We start from the raw sequence: 23,544 nt of genomic DNA, 5'->3' as shown, positions 1-23,544 counted from the left end.
TGTCTTGGTTTTTTTATTACATCAAATTTTTAGATTTCGATTTGGCTACCTAACTCAACCACACGGTTAGTTGGGATTTGGTAGAAGTCACTCACTGGACTGGTGTTACGCTGCATAGAGATAAATAGTTTTTCTCTCCATGGAGACATGCCATCGCCCACCGAATGAACAATACGGTCGCGAGAAATAAAGAAGCTGATGTGCATCAAGTCATATTCAAGACCTAACTGCTCATAAGCTTGCATAAGCGCTTTTGGTACATTCATTTCATCTTTAAAGCCGTAGAAGATTTTAATACGGAAGAAATGCTCAGCTAAAGTTTCTGTTGAAATACGTTCTTCTGGTGCAACAAATGGTACATCTTCAATAACTACCGTTACCAAGATATTGCGCTGATGCAGCACTTTATTGTGCTTGATGTTATGCAACATGGCATGTGGCACAACATTCGGCGTACCCGTCATAAAGACAGCATCACCTGGTACCCAGTGCACGCTATTACCAATACTTTTCACAAACAAATCTAGCGATAACGTATCGTGTTCAAGCTTGGCAAAAGTAAGCTCACGACCACGCTTCCATGTCATTAAGATGGTCACTGCAATCGCACCAATCAATAATGGCACCCAACCGCCCGACAAGATTTTAAGTGAAGTTGCTGCGACTAAAACCGACTCTAAAATAAAGAATGGAATAATCAGGAGTAGCACTTTTGGCATACTCCACTTCCAAGCCGAATAGATGAATACAGCAACCAAAATCGTGTCACACAGCATGGTTAAAGTTACAGCTAGGCCATACGCACTTGCCAAGTTTGAGCTGGTTTTGAAAATCAAAATTAAGATAATAATTGCGATTAAAAGTAACCAGTTTAAGAAAGGGACATAAATCTGACCTTCTTCAGACTCAGAGGTATGTTTAATACTTAAACGTGGTAAATAACCCAATTGAATCGCTTGGCGAGCAAGTGAAAACACCCCAGAAATTACGGCTTGAGAAGCAATCACGGTTGCCATGGTCGCCATAATAATCATTGGGTAAAGTGCCCACTGCGGAACCAATAAATAGAACGGGTTTTGAATCGCCGCTGGGTCTCTTAATAGTAATGCGCCTTGTCCTGCGTAGTTTAAAACCAAGCACGGCAACACTACAAAGAACCACGCTAGACGAATTGGAACTGGTCCAAAATGTCCCATATCGGCATAAAGAGCTTCACCACCAGTCACTGTTAAAACGACAGCACCCATAACAAAAAAAGTCATTACGGGGTGGTGATAGATAAACTGAATCGCCCAATGCGGACTAAACATACCCAACACCACAGGAGTCTGAATGACGCTGTGAAGGCCTAATAATCCTAACGATAAGAACCACACCATCGTGATCGGGCCAAAAAACTTACCGACAAAGGCCGTACCATGTTTTTGTACCAAGAATAACGCGATGATAATGGTGATCGCGATTGGCATGATGAATGGGTCAAACACATTGGTTGCAATAGACAAACCTTCGACTGCCGACAGTACCGAAATGGCTGGGGTAATAATACCGTCACCAAAAAACAGCGATGCACCAATAAAGCCAATGGCAATCATATAGATTTTTTTGTTGTCGGCAATTTTGGCTTTACGCAAGTTCAATGCGAGTAAGGCCATGATTCCGCCTTCGCCATTGTTGTCTGCACGCATGACAATGGCGACATACTTGATGCTGATGATCAGCATTAAGCACCAAAAAATAATAGATAAAATTCCTAATACGTTTTCAGGCTGAATTCCCAACCCATGCGCTGCATGGAAGGACTCTTTTAAGGCGTAGAGTGGACTTGTTCCAATATCTCCAAAGACCACCCCAAGAGCTGCCAAAGCCGTGGCAGGCAAGGTTGCTTTTTTGGCCGTATTTTGCATTGTGTAATTAAACCAATATGATTTTTATCGCAATCTTATCACCTCTATTATTTTTTTTCTGTAATGCTCATCTTAAATCTTGGCAGGACTCGTTTTTTTAGTTACTATCGCACGCCTTGGTGAGGTGTCCGAGTGGCTTAAGGAGCACGCCTGGAAAGTGTGTATACGTTTGCGCGTATCGAGGGTTCGAATCCCTCTCTCACCGCCAGAATTGAAAAAAGACCTAAATCATTTTGATTTAGGTCTTTTTATTTAACTTAAATAAAATCAATTTAATCAACAATAAGTAACTTCGCACCATTCAAGCTAAAAGACTGATGTGGTTCTGAATTATCTCCGACTTGATAACTCATGCCTGATGTTAAAGTAAATGTTCTTCCGTCTTTCAATCTACTTTCTAGCTCGCCTTCTAGGCAAAATAATATGTGCCCTTTCTCACACCAATGGTCTGCTAAATAGTTTGCTGAGTACTCGACAAGTCTCACTCTAATTTTATTTCCTTCTTCACCAAAAAATTGAGTTTTCCAATAAGCTTTTCCTGTTTCACCACTATATTCAGTGACTTCAATTTCTTCCCAGTTTGTAATTTGAAATGGAAAAGGTGCGATATTCATAATTTTTTCCAAAGAAGTATTATTGTATTTTTCAACTTATAGATAAAATTGATTTTTGCAAAGGATTTAAAAATAATTATTTATTAGGCCCCACTACCTAACTCAGTGACTAACCAATTAGATTTTGGATCCTTTTTTACAACAGTCACAAATACAATATAGGTACCCGCAGGGTTACCAGCAAGATCCGCATGTACGGTTTTTATCTTTATGGCGAGTGAAATCATTTTATAAAATTGTTGGTAGTAATCAGGTCTATTTTTTGCTGAGTCGTAACGAACTTTTAGTACTTCTATAACTTTTGAATCTTTATAAATTTGGGGTATTTCAGCACTTCGAATATTTAAGTTCTCACCTGACCAAACATATTTATATGCTGTAGCTACGTCTCCATTAGAAAGTGAATTAAAAAAGGAAATAGCCACTCGACTCGCTTGTTCTTTTTCAGAATTAACCTTTTTCTCGTATACCTTAAAGGCTGCAAATAAACATAATCCTACAAGAAGTAGTCCGATAGTTATAAAGATTCTAGACTTTAGCATTTGGCTTCCTTTCTAATTTTTAAAATGCCGTGTTAAGAAATAGTCTGATCAAAATTAATTTACAGAAAGGCCTAAATCATTTTGATTTAGGCCTTTCTTATTTTAAATAAAAATTAAAACGTTAGTTATTACCTAGATGCTTTGAAACATCTTTAGCAACTTGTATAGCAATATCATCCCATGCTTTATCTAACAAACCTGTTTGAGATGAACCACCAATTTTTGGATCGTTTAACTTAGAGTTAAATGTATTCGTCCATTTCTGGCCTTTATATTCAAATGTAGCGACTAAAGTTACATTTGCTACATCAATTGCTGGGGTAATATTGAACATACCAGCTGAGTATTCAAAGCCAGATCTAGCTTTTTCAACAGTAATCGTTAATGGACTTCCATTTGGTGATAATTTTGCTATCTGAGCGATTGCTTCTTCTATACGACTTGATAGAGCTACTCCTGTAGGAATACGTGTTCTAGAGCCTCCCCCTACAAAACCATCTGAACCTTGAATATCAATACGTTGAGGAAAAGTATCTGGATTCCATTTGATATAGACAGTATCTTGCATCTTTGGAAGAGCTGATAATTCTGAAACAGACGTATAGTTTAGACGGTTATTAAAAGGTAAATTAACTGCACAACCTGTTAATGTAGTTACTAATATTAATGTACTTAAACTGAGTAGTTTTTTCATAATTTGAATCTCATGTAGTTTTAAAAATAAAATTTAGACTTCTCTAATCAGCCTTAATCCAAATCGAACACTTCTAATGACTCTACATAAGGCAAAATAAGATATTCATGATTAGATAAATGCTGTTCTAATTGGGTATGAGTCGATTGATTGAATTGATAAAAGTTGCTCAAATCATTAAGCAATTGAGGTGTTTTATTTGCATCAAATTTTGGTGTTTTAATGAAGAATAATAAGCTTGCCCCTAAGCCAACATACTCTAAGTCATAGTTTTGATCTAAATGCTGAATTAGGCTAAAAGATTCAAACGGATTCAAATCACAACTAAAGTATCCATTGAGGCATGCTGCAAATTTTTGAGTTTCAGTTTCACTGTTTACTAGCTTTACTTGAATAACCTCATCTAAAATTTCTTCGGGTTCAGCATTGATCTGTAACAGAGTCGCTTGATCTTCATCGCTATACTTAAGTTTTTTAGGCAAGTTATTAAATTCTATATAATTTTCTGGCTTTAATAATTGTTCAATGTGGTATTGAAGTTCTAAGGGTCGAGTATTATCCCAACTTGCTTCACTGTCATCTTCAACGAGTTCTGAAGTATCAAAATAAAGCCCATCTCCCATTGAAGCATGCATGGACGTGTATTGGCATTGTCCAATATCTTCTAAAAGTAATAATACTTTTTTTTGAAAGTTGTTCTGCTTAATTTCTGAATATAAGTTAACAACATCGTTCCATGAGTTTATTTCACTGATTGTTGCGTAGCATATTAATTCATGAGCATCGTCAGTTATAAGGGAATTTTCTTTTTCTTTAATATCAAGAATAGTCATAAATTTTTAAATTTAATCTATATTTAGCGGACATTTATATCATAAATAAATTGTATATTTAACTTAAAACCTTAATATAATTTTTTAAAAATCTTCTATATAAGAAGCCCAAACCTCACGTTCAGGCCTCTCCCTTTTTTAACTTACTCAGACAACGCTAATAACTTCTGCACGTACTCGATCGCATTATTCTCTATGTCTTGGTGAGTCGGAACATCGTCATCTTCTGAAGGGTTTGTGTCTAAGCCATAAAATGCATGAAGTGGTTGGTAGTCCGCCCCAACATATAAAGCCGTTAGCTTAAATGGAGTAAAAATCTGCTCTAAAGAAAGCTTGTATTCACCCTGCTCTGAATAAACGTTTTCTTTCACACCAGCAGACAAAGCCAACATAAACTTTTTATTTTTAAGCTTGTCACCTGTTGAGCCATACGCCCAACCATAAGTCACAACTTCATCAATCCATTGTTTCAAAAGCGGTGGGCAGTTAAACCAATACACTGGAAATTGAAATACTAAATTTTCGTGTTCTTCTACCAGTGCTTGCTCTTTGGCAACATCAATTACCCCATCTGGGTAGGTTTGATAAATTTGATGAACCGTAAATTGGTCTGGGTGTTTCTCTAGTTCCTCTACCCATCTTTTATTTACAACAGACTGGTCTATGTGAGGATGAGTAACAATGACTAATGTCTTTTTCATTATAAAAACACTCTTATCGAAAAGTTGATAAATCGATTATAGAAGTGTACTTTCCTAAATATAAGTACGGTAATTTGTGTTATATACTATACTAAAAGATAGTGTAGATTTTAAAAATGACTGAATGCGTACCATCCCATACGCCATTAGAAGAAACGGGTTTCGGCTACACCCTTTCTTTAATTAATGGCAAATATAAAATGATTATTATGTATTGGCTATATGAAAAAAATGTCATGCGTTTTAATGAGTTGCAACGCTGTATTGGCAATATTTCATTTAGAACACTCAGCAATACACTTAAAGAATTAGAAAGAGACGAGCTTATTATTCGCAAGGAATATCCTCAAATTCCACCTAAAGTTGAGTACCGTCTTTCAGAAAGAGGACAGTCTTTGATTCCTTTATTAGATATGATGTGCGATTGGGGCGAGCGCAATAAATCGTCTTAGTTTTATAGACTTGAAGTGATACTAAATATGAGAAATGAATTAAGAGAAATTTTTATTAAGGGATGCGACGATAAAATTGAAAAGAAGGGAGACAATGTTGGTCTATCTTTTTATGCTTTTTTTAAAAATAAGAATGATAACCCTGAGTTACTGATGGAAGCAGCGCATTGGTGGATTATGGAACATAAGCTAGATCACTTCGAGAAGGCTGTTAAGATTAAGCAGTTGGTTTTGAGTGAGCAGTAATTAGAGTTATTCGAAAAGGCTTAAATTTAAGCCTTTTCATTATTTTTAAATTTAAAAATTAATTACTTAACATATGACCAAACATCAGGATCTGTATATTCTTCATCGATATGATAGCCTTCAGCCTTAGCTTTTCTCTCTTCCTTTTCACGATATTTTTTATTTTCAATTAATCTCTTTTTAAACGCTTGCTCAAACTCACTAGGTGTCATTTTATCAGAGTCAGGAATTGAGTCTCTTTCATTGTATCGAACACTTTGAAAGCTAAATCTAAGCATATATTGTTCTTCATTCCGCTCATTTTTAGCTGTTCTTTTTAAACTGATATCTAAAATAACCCCATTAGCATACAACCTATAACCCAATGATTTTGTCGGGCTGTTGTTTATTATATTTTTCCATTCTTCAAAACTAAAAATATAGCTTGGGTCAATGACATCACGACTTTTCGATAGATGTTTAATATTATCTTCTTTAGCGATACGCGGAGCATCTGTGAAGAAATAGTTTTTCCAGCCAGCCTGATTAATACGTTTCATTAAAGCTACGTAGCTTTGATAAACCTGCTCTGGGGTAGCAAATTCTTCTTTTGTGAGGCCAGCATCAATATCTAAAACTTGGATCCCTTCATTTTTGTCATATTGAGTACCTAATACAGAGAAAGCATGCTCAATTAACAAACTGTTAGAGCCATTCTCTATAGTTAATTTTCCTAAGTTAGGAGGAGAAAATTGAAGTTCTCTAAAGCTAACGCCAGCTGGATGATTATCGACATTTCCATCACTATACTTTGAAAAATCTTGAATACCTTTTTCACCCATATGCAAAGTGTAGGCCTGCTGATTCATAGTCAAATTCTCATTATGTTCTGATGTTGGCTGACAAGCGGAAAGTAATAATCCAAAAATCAAAATTAGGAAATATTGTCTAAATTTTGCCATCATTACTATCTTTCCCTACTTTAAACTCTGCTTTGCTATCTCCCCATCCTGAAATAACTCCTAATTCTTTTTCTAAAAAGTCTCGTCCTTTATCGCTTTGCATTAATCGATGATATTTAGAAGCCGCAACTTTAATCCATTTTATACGGCTATCATAAACTTCAACCTGAGTACCCTCTAATGGTTCGCTATAAACCGTTTCAGGTAGTTGGGATAGAACACCTGCATGACGTCCTTTATACTGTCCTTGTTTATTAGGTTTAACTGCATCGACACCATAATCACTAGTTAAAACAAGAGTACTATCTGGTAAACCTGTAATACGTTGCAAAGAAGCCTGTTTCTGGACTTTCCATTCCTTCCACACAAGTTCTTGTAAAATATTATATTGTTCCTGAACTGCAATCGCCATCAAATGGTCAAAAAGATTTTTAGAAGCCGTTTTAAAATTATCGTTTCGAGTCTTCCCTGCTCGCTTAAAAGTATTTTCAATATCTGGTAAATACCCAAAACCCTCTTCTATCTGGTCAGTCCATCCTAATTGTTTAATAACGGATAAGGAATTAGACCAAGGCAAATTCTCGACTTCTTTTTTAATATGTTTAAAACCAGATACTTTTCGGGCTTTCATACAATTTTTAAAGGAGGCTGATGAAGCACTCCATGCATAATGCCATGGTGCAATATCCATAAATAACCATAAATTGCCCTTAGCAAAAGAATGTACTGGGTCTCGAATCATAGAATTAATAACAGGGGCTGTTAAAACACCGCCTATGGCACCAGAAATCACGGGTGCCCACTTATACCCCCATGCAGTTAATCCATGTTTAAAAATAGCAGCTACAGTTTTTGAGGCAAATGCTCCAAGTCCCATCCAATAGTAACGACCTCTAAATAGTTTAGTTCCTGAAATTTCTTGTTCTAAATAAATTCTGGCATAGACAGAAGCAATACGCCTTGCTCTAGCCTCATACCCAGGTTCAAGTTTGTAATGATTTGCACTTTTGAGATTAGAAACTCTTTTTATGGCCTCTTGCTGATAAATTTCCCAGAAAGTTAAGCAATCACATTGAACGGTTTTACAGCTATTTTCCGTAGTATTGGTATTACTATCCCAATCAAGACTTCCACTCATTTAGCATCACCATCATTGTCAGCAGAATCAGCCTCGAAACTTATCCAATTTAAATCCAACTTCAAATTTTCTTCCTTAGAAGAATGAATACGCTTAGACCTACCCTTGTCATCTGCTTGAGAGATGTACTCATTTCCATCGGTAGAAATTTTATAGTCTACTTTTTTCATGGGTTCACCAGAAGGTAATAACATTTGGAACTTTTCGTTATATGACTCAAAAGCAGGTAATCCTTGAATATTTACTCCTACTTCAGCCCCACCTTTAAATAAATGTTGCCCAGCTTTTACTTCAAACTTTGCTGGAGTAATTAATGTAATACCATTTTTATTAATAATGATCTGAGAACCGCCAGCCATATACAAAACCTTATCTGGTAAAAATTTATTTGTCTTCCTAAAATAGATTCCATGAAAATTAACTTAACTATCTTAATATTATGACCTTTATTCTTGCTATTCAACTTGAGGACAGTATTGTGATAGCAGCCGATACTCGTAGTGCCGTGCCTCATCAGGATAATGGCTCATATTTATATCAAGATGGTATTCAAAAGCTCTTTCCATGGGAAAACGGTATTATTACAGGAACTGGCGAATTAAACCTTATTCAAAATGTTATGCATTCTTTCGATAAATTTAAGAAACAGAATATCCATGAGCTACCAAATTTATTGAAGAAATCTAAATTAAAGCGTGAACAAGAAATCACACATTCACAGTTAGAAATCACAAAATTGCTATATTCAACTTATAGCGAAAATGGAGCACAACTTTACTCAATTCAGCCCAATAAACTAGAAGAATATGAAGTAATTAGATGTGAGAAAAATGAAATTTTACTCTGGACATTTAATCCAGACATTCGACCTATTATTAATGCACTAACAGAGTTATATTCCAGCTTAAAACCATTAAATGTATTTACTAATACGGCTGACTGTATCTATTACTATTTAAACCAAATATCTCCTATCTTTCATAAACAAGCGCAACGTGATCCTATGATGAGTAAAGAATTTAACTTCTTTTTCCAAGCTAAAGATGAATATTTTTTTGGAGAATATTTAAATCATAACTCTAGTACACAGAGTAATAGAATAAATAATCTTTAAAAGCAGACCCAACTCCCGTTGAGCCTTCCCCCATCAAACCCGACTTAAAAAGTACTCAAGTAATGCATCCCTTTCATCAGTGCTATTAGTCCCTAAAAGCTGAACCATCGCGCCATCAATCACAAATAAAAACATGTGCGCATCTTCAACTGTAGCAGTCGCTTTTACAGTTAAAAGGAATTTATGAATTTCTTTAATGAACCAGTTTCGATAGTCAATAACGAGTTTATATGCTGCTGGATAGATCTTTTCAATTTCAAAAATAGCTTTAAATGGCAATCGATAAAAGCCCTCTAAGTTTGCATGTAAGAGATAAATTTTCTTGAGTTTATCGAATGCCATGAGTTCACGGTACGAATGAATAATTGAAAATACCTCATGTTTTAAGGCATCTATTTGAAAGGTTAAGCTCATCTGAATGAGCCTTTCTTTTGAGTGAAAATAGTTATAAAAAGTGGCTTTGGGGATTTTGGCTTCCTCAATAATTCGATCTATCCCGATGTAAAACCCATTTTGATTAAATAAATCTTTTGCCGCGTGGAGCACGCTTAATGCTCTAAATGAAGCTTCTAAATTTGGCATTTTTATACCGTTTAAAATAATTTTTTGTTGTATGTAAAAGAGATAGAAATGCCGTCGCTCTTAAATTGAGCGCTAAAAACAGGCATGCAAAAGCCGCACAAAAATGGTGTGCTCGCCTATCTCGGGTTTTATTGTTGCTATGATTTTTTAGTCGTAATGACTTATGGCTTAAAACCTAAGTCGGTTAAACCGTTTTAAAGACCAGTGCGATATAGACGTAAAGATTTTGGCAAAGGTTGCCAATGAGAGAGATGAAATAGTACGCATGTGCGGACTCCTTGTGTGTAAAGGAGTTCTACCCGATCACTGTCAAATGATGGTGGTAGAACGAGAGAAGGTTGACAGACTGACACACAAGAATCAGCACGCACAAGGCGTCCCTCCCTCGCCCTACCGCTACGAAGGGGGACGAACGAGTTCGCCACCAAAAAGAGAACCTTTTGATGTCTTGTGTGTTATATCGATCTGTCAAAATCGACTGGCAATGTAGGCCAGCAGGCAAAGGATAATCCGCGTGTTTTTGAGTGTCAATATGATATTGGCTATTCATTTATAAAGATTATTTTTATTTTTCATTGGCCTAGTGATTTAAGAATATATTTTCTTAAAGTTTAGTTTATCTGCTTATTTCATTATTAATTTACCGTTCATTTTCAAACCTGTTTAAATGAACAGATTGATCGCGCTATAAATAAAAGCTACAGTAAATAAAGTTTGAATTTTATAACTTTAAATAAATTGATAACGCATGCAGGCAAAGACATGGAAACCATACATGATTTTTATCGCCGCTTTTCTTTAACCAGAGATAGCGATTACTCGGTTCCATCAACTTCGTTTGGACATTTTAACGTGTTCCAACGCGATGCCTGCTCGTTTCTCACGCCTTATAGCCGCCGCGATTATTATAAAATTTCACTGGTTTTAGGCACAGGCGAACTACACTACGCCAACCGCTGGATACGAGTCGACCGTCCTGCTTTACTGTTTTCAAACCCGATGGTGCCCTATGCATGGGAAATTAATTCGCCTGAACAGGCAGGCTGGTTTTGTCTATTTACCGAAGAGTTTGTAAACCAAGAATCAAGACAAAGCTTTTTAAAAGACTCACCACTCTTTAAGGTCGACGGCGACCCTTTGTATTTTTTAAACGATCAACAAGTTGAAGAAATTTCATTTATTTTCAAAAAGATGATGAGTGAAATAAATTCAGACTATATTCACAAATACAACGTTTTAAGAAACTATTTACACCTGATTGTGCATGAAGCCATGAAAATGCAACCGACCCAACAGTTTGAAAAACATAGTAATGCTGCGGTTCGCATTTGCCATTTGTTCTTTGAATTATTAGAGCGTCAGTTTCCTATCGATTCGCCCCATTTTCAGCTTAAACTCAAAACTGCAAATGACTATGCCTATGGCCTGTCGGTGCATGTGAACCATTTAAACCGAGCCGTAAAAGAAGCGACAGGTAAAACCACCTCTGAACATATTAGCTCTCGTATTACTCAAGAAGCCAAAGCACTGTTACAGCACACCAGTTGGAATATTTCCGAAATTGCTTATAGCTTAGGCTTTGAATATTCAGCGTATTTCACCAACTTCTTTAAGAAAAATACGGGCTTTTCACCTAAAAAGTTCCGTGAAGACTGTGTGGCCTAAAAACAGATTGTTTGAATTTTATAATTATTGGTTTGAATGTTATACGTCAGTTTGAGCCAAAGCATTTTATAGTTTTTCTACTCAAGTGATTTTGCAAAAAGAGTGTGAAAAATGAAATATAGAACTTTAGGACAAACAGGCGAAAAAGTATCAGCACTTGGTTTAGGTTGCATGGGAATGAGCTTTGCCTATGGTGCCTCAGACGACACACAAAGCATTGCCACTCTAGAAAAGGCATTAGACCTCGGCATTAACTTTTGGGACACCGCCGACATGTACGGCAACGGCGCAAACGAAGTTTTACTCTCAAAAGTTTTAGAAAAACACCGCGACAAAGTATTCTTGGCGACCAAATTTGGCTTTCGCTATAAAGAAGACAACCTTAACCCACAAAATTCTTTAGAGTCTTATATCGACGGCTCTCCAGAGTGGATTAAAGTTGCGGTCGAAAACAGTTTAAAACGCTTAAATACTGACGTGATTGATTTGTATTATGCACACCGCATTGACCCGAATATTCCAGTTGAAGACACCATTGGTGCAATGGCTGACTTGGTCAAACAAGGTAAAGTTCGTTATTTAGGACTCAGTGAAGCATCGGCTGAAACCATTCGTAAAGCGCATGCGATTCACCCGATTGCAGCGGTTCAACACGAATATTCATTGCTTACTCGTGAACTGGAAGATACTCACTTTCAAACCATTCGCGAGTTAGGCATTAGCCTTGTGCCGTATTCACCGCTATCGCGTGGTTTAATCACCAATACGCTTGATGTGGGTAGCCTAGACGAAAGTGATTTCCGTCGTCAGTTACCACGTTATCAAGGCGATAACTGGAAAAATAACCAAAGCTTGGCGCAAGCATTTAGCGACTTTGCTCAAAGCAAAAATGCGACAGCGGCTCAACTGGCTTTGGCTTGGATTTTGGCGCAAGGTGACGACATTATTCCAATTCCGGGTACACGTAAAATCGAACGCCTTGTAGAAAATGCGGGTGCTGTAGACCTTCATTTAACAACAGCAGACTTGGCACAAATTGAAGCGATTATCGCGAGATACCCAAACATGGGCGCACGCTATAACGCTCAGCAACTTGCTGCGGTCAATCACTAAAATATAAGCCATAAAAAAGTCCGACTCAGTGTCGGACTTTTTTAATTTAGTCTTTGCTGTATATGCCTTGCTGGCGTCCACCTTCCCAGATCGCGTCTAAAGATTTATCTGAAATCGTTAAACTTTCAGGGAAAATACTTAAATCCTTTTTAAATTTAGAGTCTGGTTTTAAGCCAATACAGTCACCGTTTTTCCACCATGTGCCTTCGGCATATTGGTCTAAAGCGCCAACAGCGAGCATCCATTTAAACTTGCCATCTGGCTGAAGTAAAAGCTCTGAACCCACTTCCATCACGCCATTTAAATAATAGTGCCCACTCCACGCTTCATCGGATTTTTGGAATTTCACCTCTTTGCATGTGCTGGTTGGCTCGGCGTAAATTTGAGATGAAATGGCAATCGTAGAAACGAGTAGCAACCGTGCAAATTTATTCATCATTCAATTCCCTATTTTTTAGTTTTATTTTCCAGACTCAACTTTTAAATAAGTGCCGTCTGCATAAACGTTATGTCCAAAGCCACAACCTGACTCACCTTCATTTTGTTTGACTTGAATATAATTTCCTAATTTCGCGTTGGTTTTAAAGTCGAGTTGAATACGGCAGTCTTCATTTTTATAAACTGTTTGCTTTTTACTACTCGGCATTGTAGTGCCAAACTCACCCATGTTTGGGCCGTAAATTAAGCTTCTAAGTCCCATATATAAACCAGCATAGCTGATTGCATATTGGCCCTTCTCACGGCTTACCGTGATGTGGTCCCACTCACCAAAACCTGAGTAACGCACATATTCACCCGACAAATCATTTGATGCTTTAGGTGCAGGTAATTGCTTAAGGTTAAATTGGCTCGATTTTGATTTGTCATCGAGCATAAACCACGATCTTGCCCAAAGTGGCTGACCCAGTTTGGCATAGGCTAAACCCACGTTATTGTTAGCAACTTCAATATCTCGGTCAGTAAATTTAACGGTGGTTTCATCTGAATTGGCTTTACAAAATGCAGTCCAAGAGGCTTGATTCTGGAAATTTTCTAGGGCTTTTTTATATTGTTTTTGGTCGTAGCTTTTCTTACCTAAACTCGCGTATTGCTTCACTTTATTACAGCTTTGCTGTAGCTCTTGTGCAAAAGAAAACTCTGCATGGGTAACCGACAAAGCCGAAAGTGTGAGAACCGCGCAACCTGAAATAACAGATTTAATCATTTTTAAAATTCTTTAATAATTAACTAATTATATAATATGAGCTAGTTCGATAAATCACAATTCTCTGCAACAAAAGTCCATTAGAATGGCTTATTAAAATGTATGTCCATGATCCATTTATCAACACATATAAAAAGGCCTGAACATTTAAGCTCAAGCCTTTTTGATTTTTAGAGTTTAGCCATATCTCAACTAAGAAGACTCACTTAGACTCAAACTAGAATGATGATTTTGACAAATTGCGCTTTGCAAAATTTTCATACTATTTTTAATCGCATCTTCGACCTGTATTTGGCTCTCTCCCATGAAATGAATTTTTGCAGGAATATTTTCATAACTAAAATTGTTATGGTCGCCGCTTTCTTGAATTAACTGATAGGTAATCGTTTCATTCTCTAATTCTTTAATGCCATTAAATAAAAAACCAGAACTATAGGGATTCGGCATCATCAGAAAACCAGTGATTTTCGTATTTACTGGCTCTAGCGGAATATTCATTGCCGCCTTAATCCACATTTCATATAAATCGACTGACTCATTGCGTAATGTAATGAACGGAATTTCCCCTCCACCGACTCGCCCGCCAACCTCTAAAAAGACCAGCTCACCTTTAGACTCAATAAATTCGAGATGAATCGCCTGATCTTTTAATTTTAAGAATTTACATACGTCTAAAGTAAATCGCTCTACTTTTTTAATAAATTCAGAATTATCAATCGTTACCGATCCTAATGGCGCACCGTTTCTGAAGTCTAAACAGGTATTAATATATTTTGAGACTTTAAAGTAAGGCATTTTATTGTCAGAAATAATCGCATCTACGTGATAGATATCTCCCTCAATAAATTCCTCTACTTCATAGCCTTCATAGGAAGACAATCGTGGTATATCAGCCAATTCACTGATTTTTATTACGCCTTCAGAAGCTGCACCTACTTGAGGTTTTAAAATAATTGCTGAGTCACTTTCCAGCAAAAACTTTTCAATATCTTGATACGAAGATACTTCCGCATATTTAGGGTAACGTACAGTCGAGTGAGCTAAAGCATCTTTCATTTTTTTCTTGTTACGGCACAACAAATTATCTTCGACAGTTGCACCCACAATATTCAATTCAGTTCGTATGCGAGCAGCAGCGTCGAGGTCATATTCTGAGATGGCAATAACGTAATCTATAGGTTTTTTCTTATAGATTTTTTTAGCCTGATCGAGAACCTCTTCTTCATTTAACTGCTCTAACCCAGCTATGCAATAACAGTTTGAAGAAGTGATATAACGCATCGTTTCTGTTAGTGAAATATAAGACACATGCACGGCATCGTGATCTATATATTTATTATAATCAGATAGTTCATCGTCATATCTATTGATGATTAATACATGTTTCATATGACTTTCACCTGCTCATGTATATGTTTGACTAAACTACGGATCTTATCTTCGCTTTCGGAACGGAAAATGAAGTAGCCTAATCGTGAGGTCCAATCATGGTTGCACGCCAGTTCATCGTTTGTTTCATAGTAGAAGTGATGATGTACACATTCAGGTGCTTCTAACAGTTGATCTAAACCACTAAAACCTTTGAACAGACGGTGATTACCTTGGGGCATAAAGGCAATTGCAGAAACCAGATTTTTCTCTATTGAAGGTGCATATGGCAGGTCTAGGTATTCACTCAGTACCGCTTGAGCAAGGTCAAAATTAGTCGCCAATTTAATTAACTCAACAATATTGTCGCCCGGTAAACGTGCTGCTAACTCAATTGCGACTGCTTTTCCTTGAGGTGTAACTCGCAGTTCTAAGTGAAAAGGCCCTATATTTAACTCTAAGGTTCGAATTACTTTTTCGGCATAGTCAAAAACATGTGCAGAAAATTGGCGGTCATATTGATTACCCACAATATGCCCAATTTCGACAAAGTAAGGTTCTGGCCCTAATAGTTTTTCTGTTAGCGAAGCAAAGGTTATTTTTCCATCTGTATGGATAATTCCTTCAACACTGTATTCTTTACCTATAATGTATTCTTCAACAATTAAATCCCCACTGGCATAGAAACCAATATCGTTGGGCTTAGCTTTCCAGATCGCTTCAACTGTTCTCAAAAGTTCCTCAAAATCTGCAACTTTTTTAACAGACATACTGCCCGCCATATCAACTGGCTTTACTACAGCAGGAAATTTAAAGCCGTGAGGTAAGTCAATTTCTTTACCCTGTGAAATCAAAGCATATTTAATATCGCTTAAACCCGACTTGGTTAGCTTGTCACGAAATTTAAATTTATTTCGAACTGTTTGAGCTGCCACATATTCAAGTGAGTTTTTGGCAAATGAGTTACCGAGTTGTGCTGCCATAGGTACTGCATATTCAACACCGGGTAATATGGCTTTTATGGTCTTTAACTCAACAATTTTAGAGAGTTGACTATGAAAATCACTGGTATCGATTTTTATTATTTCTTTTGCTTTTTGGCGCATTGTTCCATCAATGCTGCACTCTCCTTCATCAGTAGAAAAAACATATAAATCTATCCCTAATTCTTGAGCGGCATTTAAATAAGTGACGCCTGAAGAAATAGGTTCTATAACTACTACTGTCATTGTTACAGTCTCCGTTAGGGACCAAAACTTTCTAACTCACACAGAGGCTGATTTAAAATTTTATTAATTATTGGGGTAGAACCGACACCCACTGTTAACTCGTGAGAGTCCAAATAATTTGAAAAATCAAATCCATTATTCGTCCACGTACAAAACGGGATATTTATAATATTGACCTCAGCATCAACTTGTTCTCGAAAAACATTGAAGCAATGTTGATGATAAATACTTAAAACAGACCGATTAATCGCATAGATATTTACTTTAGAAATAGGATTTTTCCGGATGAGATCTAATCCACGAGTAAGTGCAGCTCCCATGCCGCTTCCACCGCTTACAATATTGAGCGTAGAAATATCTTTATCGTATTCAGGTTCTATATGATTATTCAGGTTGTATTCTAATTGATCACCAATCGCTAGCTTTTCAAATAAGTTAGAAAATATTCCATTTGGTCTTAATTTTATGTGCAAAACAAAAAAATCATAATTTTTCACACCCAGTGAAACCACAGAGTAACTTCGAATTAAAGGCTCTGATGGGTGTTTGATATTCACAATTGCTTTAGAGCTAAAGAACGTCCTTTTAATTTTAAATGTGAGCTCAACAATATTTTCAGCAAGAAAACTTCTACCAACAAGTTGAGCCACACTAAAATTATTAACCAATGGTGCGATTTCGACATCGCTATGAGCATAGCTAATACAAGGTAAGAACTCTTGTCCTACGGCAACCTGATTTCCTGATTCATATACGACTCCACCTTTGAGCTTACATCGACAAACCCGGCACACACCTTTTAAACAGCCTTTCATCACGGCGCTATCTGGCACCGCATCGATGAGAGGCTGTTCAGAATCAGCAATGTAAATATGCTCTTGAATGCGGATATTTACCATTGGCATATTCTAATTCCATTGCTATGAAAGCGTTTCAGCACGTACAGCCTGAAAATACTCACCCACCATTGGAACAAAGCTATTGATATGCTTAATGGCTAAATCAAAGTCTTCTTGTGTCTTAATTACAGAAGAAAGCATCTCTGTCATCATGCCGCTATGGTCTTCAGCTTCATCAAATGCAACATGCGAAGCTGCACCCGATACAGCCTGATTCCCCATATGAACACCCGCTTTTTGGGTAATAAAATTATTAAATTTGTCGCCATAATATTCAAGGAACCAGTCCCAAACGACTGCTGGTAATGCCCCAAATTTCTCTACACAAAAGTTTAAATACCCCATCAGTTTCCATGTTTCAGGAAATGCATTTTTTGAAACGATCTGATCTGAAGAATAGCCATATTTAGTCAAATCCTGACCGAACATTTCATCGTGACCAAATTCATCATATAAATAATATGAAAGCTGTTTTGCGGCAGAGATATTATTGATGGCTGCAACACGCACTGCATTTGCATCTAATTCATTATTCATATGAATGCGGATAACACACTCTAAAATATGACGTTTATAATAATTTTCATCGAACCAGTCTTCATTATGAAATTTATGCATAATCTCATCTTTTTTAAACTCGCTATGCATAGCATGATCAACCGCACTTTCTAATTTTTTCAAACTTTCCTGTGAAAAAAACACGAATTATCTCCATTATATTTAAATTATTATCTAAGTATTAAATACTTATTTAGCTAGAATTAAGACTGTTATTAATTAAACTTAAAACAATCAAATATTATGTTTAAATATATTTTTAAAAATGTCAACAAAATATTATTTTTAAGAATTTCTAATTAAAATTAAATAAAATATTTCAATTAACAATCAAACAACAAATAATTTTTAATAAATGGATTAATTCAAATTAATATCCATCACCAACAAAATTTAAATAATTTATACTTCATGGAAAAGAAGGAATTTGACAGGGCTATATTGCGAAAAACAATGTAGACTCCTTATGGATAAATATATGGAAGTATTAGAAAAGTGAATAATCTGATTATTGGGACTCTATTTGCGCTCTGTGCTGCTGCACTCAATGCCTCTATTGGTGTGATCAGTAAACTGCTTATGCACAGCGGCTTAAGCCCACAAGACATTGCTTTTTTAAAAACAGTCATCGCGTTCTTCTTTTTAAGTGTGTTTTTATTTAAAGTTCCTGTTAGCCAAAAGATTGCATTTATTAGCAACACGCCAAGTAAACTGAGTGTCTTTGTCCAAATTGCGATATGTGCTTTTTTAGGAATTTTTTCACTATTCTTTTTCGAAACTATTGCCTACAACCATGGTGCTGCGGCCAATGTAGTTGTGGTACTCATGGCTTCAGCCGCTATTTCAGCTTTATTTTTTGGTAGATTAGTTTTAAAAGAAAGTATTTATATTCATTCTATTGCTGGAACATTATTAGCTGTAGCAGGTATTAGTTTAATTTCATGGAAAGGTGAAAATAGTTTATTAATGCTGATCAATGCCTCTATTGCAGGCACTGGCTATGGGCTATTTTCAGTATTAATTAAAAAATTTAGATTAAATGGTGGCTTATTCCTAACGAAGTATTTATTACTTTTTGGTAGTGTTTATCTTGCTGTTCCCTTTTTAATTAATTTTCATAGCATTAGTTTTAATTCCAATATTATTTTAGGTTTAATTGGCTTGGCAGTTCTGCCTACCATTCTTGGATTTTATTGCACAACCAAAGCGTTAACCTATCTACCCGCAGCAAAAGTACAAGTGACCGAACTTTCCGAACCCATTTTTGCAGCACTGATGGCTTGGGTTTTTATTCATGAACAGCCAACCTTATCATTTTTATATGGCGCAATTTTTATTATTTCAGGCATTGTTTTAATTAACAAAGCGCCTAAAGCATAAACCAACCTCACTGATATTCGTTTGCATGGTGACAAGCCACTTGCACCACACTGGCAAAATTAATTGCCATTTGTGAAGGGGCATGTTTTTTATAAGCAAGCCCTAAACCCACCGTAGGTACTGGCGCCTTCAAAGAGCGATAGGCCACGCCCTGTATTTGCAATTGTTTGGTCGACTCCGGCACCAAAGATACGCCTAAATTTGCAGATACTAACGATAAAATTGACACAATTTGCGGTGCATTTTGTCCAATTTTTGGTTCAAAACCACGCTCATGACAGGCTTGTTTAATCGCATCGAAAAGCCCTGCGCTAATCGAAGGTGGTGAGACAATAAAATCAAGCTCTCGCAGTGCCGTTAAATCAATTTCTTGCGTTGAATCATCTAAATTAAAAGACTCCGAAGGCAAAGCAGCAATGAGTGGCTCTGCTAATAACTCTTGAATAATTAAACTGTCTGGAATATTGCGTGGTGACCTTATAATCGCAACATCTAAGCGGTCTTCGAGTAATAAATCGATGAGCAGCAAGGTGTTCGCTTCTTCAAGTTTTAAATCAACTTTAGGATATTGCTGCTGGAAATAACGAACGCATTTAGGAATGAGAGGATTCAACATTGAGGTGCCTGTAAAACCCAATCGTAATTGGCCCACTTCACCATTTGCTACCTGTTTAACCAAGTTCGCTGCATCTTCTACACGTTGTTGTACAGGCTGAATCGCATTTAAAAAGGCAAGCCCAGCTTCGGTCAGCTCCACCCCATGCGGAGAACGAATAAATAAATCTGCACCTAGCTCTTCCTCTAAGTCCCTTATTTGCATGCTTAAAGGCGGCTGACTCATGTTTAAACGATGCGCAGCTCTAGTAAAGTTTTTTTCTTCTGCTACTGCTAGAAAGTAGCGTATATGTCTGAGTTCCATCGCTATATATAAAACATATCATGACCTATTGTTAAATATATTAGAAAAATACCCTCTAAATTGCTAATTTTAATTTATCGAATTTTCTCGATGCAGCATGTTCCAACGCACTGCACTTTCTTTCTGTCATGGTCATGATATGAACTCTTCATCTACACCCAGTACCTTAAGTACTGAGGCAACTTCTGTTCTTTCCCGCGAATGGATTCACAAAGGGACTAAAGCCTATAAACACGCAGGATTTGCTTTATTCCTCGTAGGTTTCGCTAGTTTCTCTCTGATTTATTGCGTACAACCGCTCCTGCCTGCATTTAGCCAAAGCTTCCAGATTAGTCCTGCGAGTAGCTCTTTGGCGCTGTCATTAACGACTGCCTTTTTAGCAATTTCAATTGTTCTATCTAGTGCTTTTTCACAGGCAATTGGTCGTCGCGGTGTCATCTTCAGCTCAATGCTGTGTGCAGCTATTCTTAATATTGTGGCTATGTTTACACCTAACTGGCACAGCTTACTCATAGCACGAGCACTAGAAGGTCTATTGCTTGGCGGTGTACCAGCCGTAACTATGGCTTGGATTGCCGAAGAAATCGCACCTGAACACTTGGGTAAAACTATGGGTTTGTATATTGCAGGTACGGCCTTTGGTGGAATGATGGGCCGCGTCGGCATGGGCATTTTGATTGAATATTTTTCTTGGCGAACTGCTTTAGGCTTACTTGGCGCAATCTGTTTTATTTGCTCAATTGCCTTTTTGAATTTACTTCCTGCTTCGCGTAATTTCGTACAGAAAAAAGGTTTGAATTTAAATTTTCATCTGCAAATGTGGCGGAACCATTTAAGTAATTTAAAATTACTACGCCTGTTTGCCATTGGTTTCTTGCTCACGAGTGTGTTTGTTACCTTGTTTAACTATGCCACTTTCCGTTTAAGTGGAGCACCTTATTCGCTGAGTCAGACTCAAATTAGCCTTATTTTCTTGTCGTATAGCTTCGGTATGGTGTCTTCATCATTGGCAGGTACATTAGCCGACCGCTTCGGTAAAAAAACCATGATGATGAGCGGCTTTACGTTAATGATTGTGGGTAGCCTCATGACCCTGCTCAGCTCTCTTTTCGGCATTATTATTGGTATTGCATTTATTACCACAGGTTTTTTTATTACCCACTCGCTCACCAGTAGTTCAGTGGGTGCTGAAAGCAAACAAGCCAAAGCCCATGCCAGTTCCTTGTACTTGCTGTTTTACTACATGGGTTCGAGTATTGTTGGCTCAGCAGGTGGCTGGTTCTGGTTACACGGCGGCTGGAGTGCGATCGTAGGCTTAACCGTTGTACTGTCGTTACTTGGAATATTTTTAGTCATTTATACATCACACGCAAAAGCTCATTAATTTTTAAGTTAAAGGAAAATCACATGTCGAGTTTATTTGTTTATGGCACTTTAGGCCCAGGTCGTCCTAATGCACATATACTTGAAAATATTGGCGGACAATGGGCAGAAGGTTGGGTCAACGGAACCTTACATAATCAAGGTTGGGGAGCTGATCTAGGCTATCCGGGAATTGTACTGGATGAAAGTACCAATAAAGTTCAAGGTTTTGTTTTTAGCTCAGAACATTTAAATACAAACTGGAAATTACTGGATGATTTTGAAGGCGAAGAATACGAAAGAGTACCTGTTCAAGTTACTTTAAATAGTGGCGAACATGTTGATTCTTTTATTTATGTGTTGAAGTCTTAAGCTATTTCTAAAGCTCAAGCCCATAAACATTTAAAAATTGATAGAAAAAATTTAAGTGATCATTTTTTGGCTTGTATTTTTTTAAAGAAACTGTAGAATTCATTCCACGTCGCCGACATAGCTCAGTTGGTAGAGCAACTGACTTGTAATCAGTAGGTCCACAGTTCGAATCCGTGTGTCGGCACCATCATTAAACCTCATGAATATTTGATTTATGGGGTTTTTTGTTGCCTGTAGGTTTTGAAATACTTAAAGATTTATAATTATTACCAAAAAATTAAGTGCAGACCTATTGATCTACACCCTTCAAATTATTTTTCATATTTCTCTAATTCAATAACCATTTCATTTGCTGCGGCTATAGTTTTATAGCAAAACATATTAATAATATTTTTAAAGAATATCTTTTCGATAAAAAGCTGTTGCCTAAAACTATGCTCTTTTAAATTTGATAAATACTTATTATAAACTTAAGCTTCAAAATAAATTTATAAAACACATTTATTCTTTTAAAAGCGAAACATGATGCTGCTAATTTATTAAAAAATATAAGATTAAAATAAGAAATATTAAAAAGATATGATTATAATGCGCCCCCAAATAAGGTCATATGAATAAGACCTATTTTATAAACTTTAATTCATTAAGATACCAATACGGAAAAGTATGAAACTTCGTTTTATTTTACCTGCTTTATTTCTAACATTGCCTTTAACAACATATGCTCAAGACACTACATCTCAAGCTCAAATACAAACTACCGCAAACCCACCCATTTGCTTAATTGAGGGGACTCCTTCAGCAGAGCACTATAAATCCATTAAACGCATTAAAGCCGCGAAAGGAACCTATGGTGGTTTTGAAGAAGTAAAACCTAAATTAGCAATCGTTGCTCGTAAATACGGTGCAGATGTGGTGATTAATTATCATCAAAGCCAAAGATTTGGTTTCTGGCCGTGGCGTATTGTACGTCCAGTACTTACAGGAACTGCCGTGAAATGGAATACACCTTTTAACTGTGCTGCCTTAGGCGGTAAAGAAATTCGTTAATAAGAAATGAAAAAAGCCCAACATCCTGTTGGGCTTTTTTCGTATTTCGTTACTAGGTACACTTCCTGTAATACCTCACGTCCTGATGCTTAAACTTATTATTGTTGTTTTACGTTTCGGAACTTCCTGTTCCTGATGAGTTCATCATAGGTAATTTATAGAGTTCTAAAAAGAAGTCATTTTCCCGAATGTATGTAAGAAAAAGCGTACGAGATTGTCAGATTGCCTCTATCCCTCTTTCTTCTTCTCTATCATTTTTTCAAAGTGTTTAAGGTTTGGGTTCAACGTATCCCAAGGGTAGGCTTGGCTCACAAACACCTCTGCTCTAGGCTGATAGAGACTCGGGTCATCCAAAGTACCTGCACGTATTGAAATCATTTCAGGGGCAATTTCAGGTAAGCCAAAAAGCTGAGAACCACAAGTTGGGCAAAATGCTCTTTTAATAGGTCGGCCAGAAGATCCTAAAGTCTCAAAATATTTAAGTTCACCACTTACTTTCAATTCAGATTGGTGAAAAAAAGCGATTGGTGCATATGCTGAACCTGTTGCCTTCTGACAATCTCGACAATGGCAATTAAAGCTATAACGTGGCTCCGTTTCGCTTTGATAGCTCACAGCTCCACATAAACACGATCCTTGATATTTAGCTGACATGGCTCAT

The 23,544-nt window shown here is 36.8% G+C and carries 27 protein-coding genes and 2 tRNA genes; 11 read left to right on the top strand and 18 right to left on the bottom strand.

Annotation, left to right across the window (positions count from 1 at the left end; genetic code table 11):
* Window positions 1-29: 29 nt before the first annotated feature.
* Window positions 30-1,907: a potassium transporter Kup gene (locus QLG01_RS04200; RefSeq protein WP_151766969.1), complete on the bottom strand. Its 1,878-nt coding sequence runs from the start codon at window positions 1,905-1,907 to the stop codon at window positions 30-32.
* Window positions 1,908-2,025: 118 nt separating this feature from the next.
* On the opposite strand from QLG01_RS04200, the gene QLG01_RS04195 reads away from it, so the two are divergent.
* Window positions 2,026-2,115, top strand: a tRNA-Ser gene (locus QLG01_RS04195).
* A 64-nt stretch (window positions 2,116-2,179) separates the two neighbouring features.
* Here the strand turns inward: QLG01_RS04195 and QLG01_RS04190 are convergent.
* From QLG01_RS04190 to QLG01_RS04170, 5 genes are all read right to left on the bottom strand, one after another.
* Window positions 2,180-2,521 carry a DHCW motif cupin fold protein gene (locus QLG01_RS04190; protein ID WP_001017478.1) on the bottom strand — a complete coding sequence of 114 codons (342 nt, stop codon included), beginning with the start codon at window positions 2,519-2,521 and terminating at the stop codon, window positions 2,180-2,182.
* An 83-nt stretch (window positions 2,522-2,604) separates the two neighbouring features.
* Window positions 2,605-3,063 (bottom strand): hypothetical protein, encoded by a 459-nt coding sequence (locus QLG01_RS04185; RefSeq protein ID WP_282495907.1) that lies wholly within the window; start codon window positions 3,061-3,063, stop codon window positions 2,605-2,607.
* A gap of 121 nt (window positions 3,064-3,184) precedes the next feature.
* Window positions 3,185-3,757: a hypothetical protein gene (locus QLG01_RS04180; RefSeq protein WP_077163672.1), complete on the bottom strand. Its 573-nt coding sequence runs from the start codon at window positions 3,755-3,757 to the stop codon at window positions 3,185-3,187.
* A gap of 53 nt (window positions 3,758-3,810) precedes the next feature.
* The gene (locus QLG01_RS04175; protein ID WP_282495906.1) at window positions 3,811-4,590 is read right to left on the bottom strand and encodes a hypothetical protein; all 780 of its coding nucleotides are present in this window, start codon (window positions 4,588-4,590) and stop codon (window positions 3,811-3,813) included.
* A 143-nt stretch (window positions 4,591-4,733) separates the two neighbouring features.
* On the bottom strand, window positions 4,734-5,291 hold the full coding sequence (locus tag QLG01_RS04170; RefSeq protein ID WP_282495905.1) for an NAD(P)H-dependent oxidoreductase: 558 nt from the start codon (window positions 5,289-5,291) through the stop codon (window positions 4,734-4,736).
* 116 nt (window positions 5,292-5,407) lie between these two features.
* Here QLG01_RS04170 and QLG01_RS04165 point away from each other — a divergent pair, with 116 nt between their 5' ends.
* Complete coding sequence (locus tag QLG01_RS04165; RefSeq protein ID WP_151822595.1) at window positions 5,408-5,743, top strand: helix-turn-helix domain-containing protein; 336 nt, start codon at window positions 5,408-5,410, stop codon at window positions 5,741-5,743.
* Between the two features lie 27 nt (window positions 5,744-5,770).
* Window positions 5,771-5,989: a DUF6500 family protein gene (locus QLG01_RS04160; RefSeq protein ID WP_005066974.1), complete on the top strand. Its 219-nt coding sequence runs from the start codon at window positions 5,771-5,773 to the stop codon at window positions 5,987-5,989.
* Window positions 5,990-6,051: 62 nt separating this feature from the next.
* On the opposite strand, the gene QLG01_RS04155 is transcribed toward QLG01_RS04160, so the two are convergent.
* Genes QLG01_RS04155 through QLG01_RS04145 form a run of 3 tightly spaced genes read right to left on the bottom strand, consistent with a single transcriptional unit; the run spans window position 6,052 to window position 8,427 of the window.
* Window positions 6,052-6,933 (bottom strand): hypothetical protein, encoded by an 882-nt coding sequence (locus QLG01_RS04155; RefSeq protein WP_151822596.1) that lies wholly within the window; start codon window positions 6,931-6,933, stop codon window positions 6,052-6,054.
* Window positions 6,917-8,068, bottom strand: coding sequence for a hypothetical protein (locus QLG01_RS04150; RefSeq protein WP_151822597.1), 1,152 nt, complete (start codon window positions 8,066-8,068; stop codon window positions 6,917-6,919). The genes QLG01_RS04155 and QLG01_RS04150 overlap by 17 nt, the downstream gene beginning before the upstream one ends.
* On the bottom strand, window positions 8,065-8,427 hold the full coding sequence (locus QLG01_RS04145; protein ID WP_151822598.1) for a hypothetical protein: 363 nt from the start codon (window positions 8,425-8,427) through the stop codon (window positions 8,065-8,067). Before QLG01_RS04145 ends, QLG01_RS04150 begins: the two co-directional genes overlap by 4 nt.
* A gap of 80 nt (window positions 8,428-8,507) precedes the next feature.
* On the opposite strand from QLG01_RS04145, the gene QLG01_RS04140 reads away from it, so the two are divergent.
* The gene (locus QLG01_RS04140; protein ID WP_282495904.1) at window positions 8,508-9,182 is read left to right on the top strand and encodes a hypothetical protein; all 675 of its coding nucleotides are present in this window, start codon (window positions 8,508-8,510) and stop codon (window positions 9,180-9,182) included.
* 33 nt (window positions 9,183-9,215) lie between these two features.
* Here the strand turns inward: QLG01_RS04140 and QLG01_RS04135 are convergent, their stop codons facing one another.
* Window positions 9,216-9,764 carry a TetR/AcrR family transcriptional regulator gene (locus tag QLG01_RS04135; RefSeq protein WP_282495903.1) on the bottom strand — a complete coding sequence of 183 codons (549 nt, stop codon included), beginning with the start codon at window positions 9,762-9,764 and terminating at the stop codon, window positions 9,216-9,218.
* A 762-nt stretch (window positions 9,765-10,526) separates the two neighbouring features.
* On the opposite strand from QLG01_RS04135, the gene QLG01_RS04130 reads away from it, so the two are divergent.
* Both QLG01_RS04130 and QLG01_RS04125 read left to right on the top strand, forming a co-directional pair.
* A complete protein-coding gene (locus QLG01_RS04130; RefSeq protein ID WP_009391601.1) occupies window positions 10,527-11,429 on the top strand; it encodes an AraC family transcriptional regulator in 903 nt (300 codons plus the stop codon).
* Between the two features lie 111 nt (window positions 11,430-11,540).
* A complete protein-coding gene (locus QLG01_RS04125; RefSeq protein ID WP_192454608.1) occupies window positions 11,541-12,542 on the top strand; it encodes an aldo/keto reductase in 1,002 nt (333 codons plus the stop codon).
* A 46-nt stretch (window positions 12,543-12,588) separates the two neighbouring features.
* On the opposite strand, the gene QLG01_RS04120 is transcribed toward QLG01_RS04125, so the two are convergent.
* From QLG01_RS04120 to QLG01_RS04095, 6 genes are all read right to left on the bottom strand, one after another.
* A complete protein-coding gene (locus QLG01_RS04120; RefSeq protein WP_282495902.1) occupies window positions 12,589-12,981 on the bottom strand; it encodes a hypothetical protein in 393 nt (130 codons plus the stop codon).
* Window positions 12,982-13,002: 21 nt separating this feature from the next.
* Complete coding sequence (locus QLG01_RS04115; protein WP_282495901.1) at window positions 13,003-13,746, bottom strand: hypothetical protein; 744 nt, start codon at window positions 13,744-13,746, stop codon at window positions 13,003-13,005.
* Window positions 13,747-13,938: 192 nt separating this feature from the next.
* Window positions 13,939-15,135: an ATP-grasp domain-containing protein gene (locus QLG01_RS04110; protein ID WP_282495900.1), complete on the bottom strand. Its 1,197-nt coding sequence runs from the start codon at window positions 15,133-15,135 to the stop codon at window positions 13,939-13,941.
* Entirely contained in the window at window positions 15,132-16,343 is a 1,212-nt protein-coding gene (locus tag QLG01_RS04105) for an ATP-grasp domain-containing protein (protein ID WP_282495899.1), read from the bottom strand. Before QLG01_RS04105 ends, QLG01_RS04110 begins: the two co-directional genes overlap by 4 nt.
* A gap of 14 nt (window positions 16,344-16,357) precedes the next feature.
* On the bottom strand, window positions 16,358-17,248 hold the full coding sequence (locus QLG01_RS04100; RefSeq protein WP_282495898.1) for an FAD-binding oxidoreductase: 891 nt from the start codon (window positions 17,246-17,248) through the stop codon (window positions 16,358-16,360).
* Window positions 17,249-17,263: 15 nt separating this feature from the next.
* Window positions 17,264-17,944 (bottom strand): hypothetical protein, encoded by a 681-nt coding sequence (locus QLG01_RS04095; RefSeq protein WP_004789949.1) that lies wholly within the window; start codon window positions 17,942-17,944, stop codon window positions 17,264-17,266.
* 351 nt (window positions 17,945-18,295) lie between these two features.
* Between QLG01_RS04095 and QLG01_RS04090 the strand changes: the two genes are divergently transcribed.
* Window positions 18,296-19,180 (top strand): DMT family transporter, encoded by an 885-nt coding sequence (locus QLG01_RS04090; protein WP_013196639.1) that lies wholly within the window; start codon window positions 18,296-18,298, stop codon window positions 19,178-19,180.
* A gap of 7 nt (window positions 19,181-19,187) precedes the next feature.
* On the opposite strand, the gene QLG01_RS04085 is transcribed toward QLG01_RS04090, so the two are convergent.
* Complete coding sequence (locus QLG01_RS04085) at window positions 19,188-20,099, bottom strand: LysR family transcriptional regulator (protein WP_282495897.1); 912 nt, start codon at window positions 20,097-20,099, stop codon at window positions 19,188-19,190.
* Window positions 20,100-20,238: 139 nt separating this feature from the next.
* On the opposite strand from QLG01_RS04085, the gene QLG01_RS04080 reads away from it, so the two are divergent.
* From QLG01_RS04080 to QLG01_RS04065, 4 genes are all read left to right on the top strand, one after another.
* A complete protein-coding gene (locus QLG01_RS04080; protein WP_282495917.1) occupies window positions 20,239-21,483 on the top strand; it encodes an MFS transporter in 1,245 nt (414 codons plus the stop codon).
* Window positions 21,484-21,506: 23 nt separating this feature from the next.
* The gene (locus QLG01_RS04075; protein WP_282495896.1) at window positions 21,507-21,833 is read left to right on the top strand and encodes a gamma-glutamylcyclotransferase family protein; all 327 of its coding nucleotides are present in this window, start codon (window positions 21,507-21,509) and stop codon (window positions 21,831-21,833) included.
* A gap of 111 nt (window positions 21,834-21,944) precedes the next feature.
* A tRNA-Thr gene (locus tag QLG01_RS04070) sits at window positions 21,945-22,020 on the top strand.
* A 479-nt stretch (window positions 22,021-22,499) separates the two neighbouring features.
* Entirely contained in the window at window positions 22,500-22,883 is a 384-nt protein-coding gene (locus QLG01_RS04065; protein WP_282495895.1) for a hypothetical protein, read from the top strand.
* Window positions 22,884-23,111: 228 nt separating this feature from the next.
* On the opposite strand, the gene QLG01_RS04060 is transcribed toward QLG01_RS04065, so the two are convergent.
* Window positions 23,112-23,537 (bottom strand): GFA family protein, encoded by a 426-nt coding sequence (locus tag QLG01_RS04060; RefSeq protein WP_282495894.1) that lies wholly within the window; start codon window positions 23,535-23,537, stop codon window positions 23,112-23,114.
* Window positions 23,538-23,544: the final 7 nt, after the last annotated feature.

This window comes from Acinetobacter sp. V89_4 (assembly GCF_029967875.1).
GTDB classification, from domain to species: domain Bacteria; phylum Pseudomonadota; class Gammaproteobacteria; order Pseudomonadales; family Moraxellaceae; genus Acinetobacter; species Acinetobacter oleivorans.
Note: the sequence above shows the minus strand (reverse complement) of the source record. Positions and strands in the feature narration are given on the sequence as shown.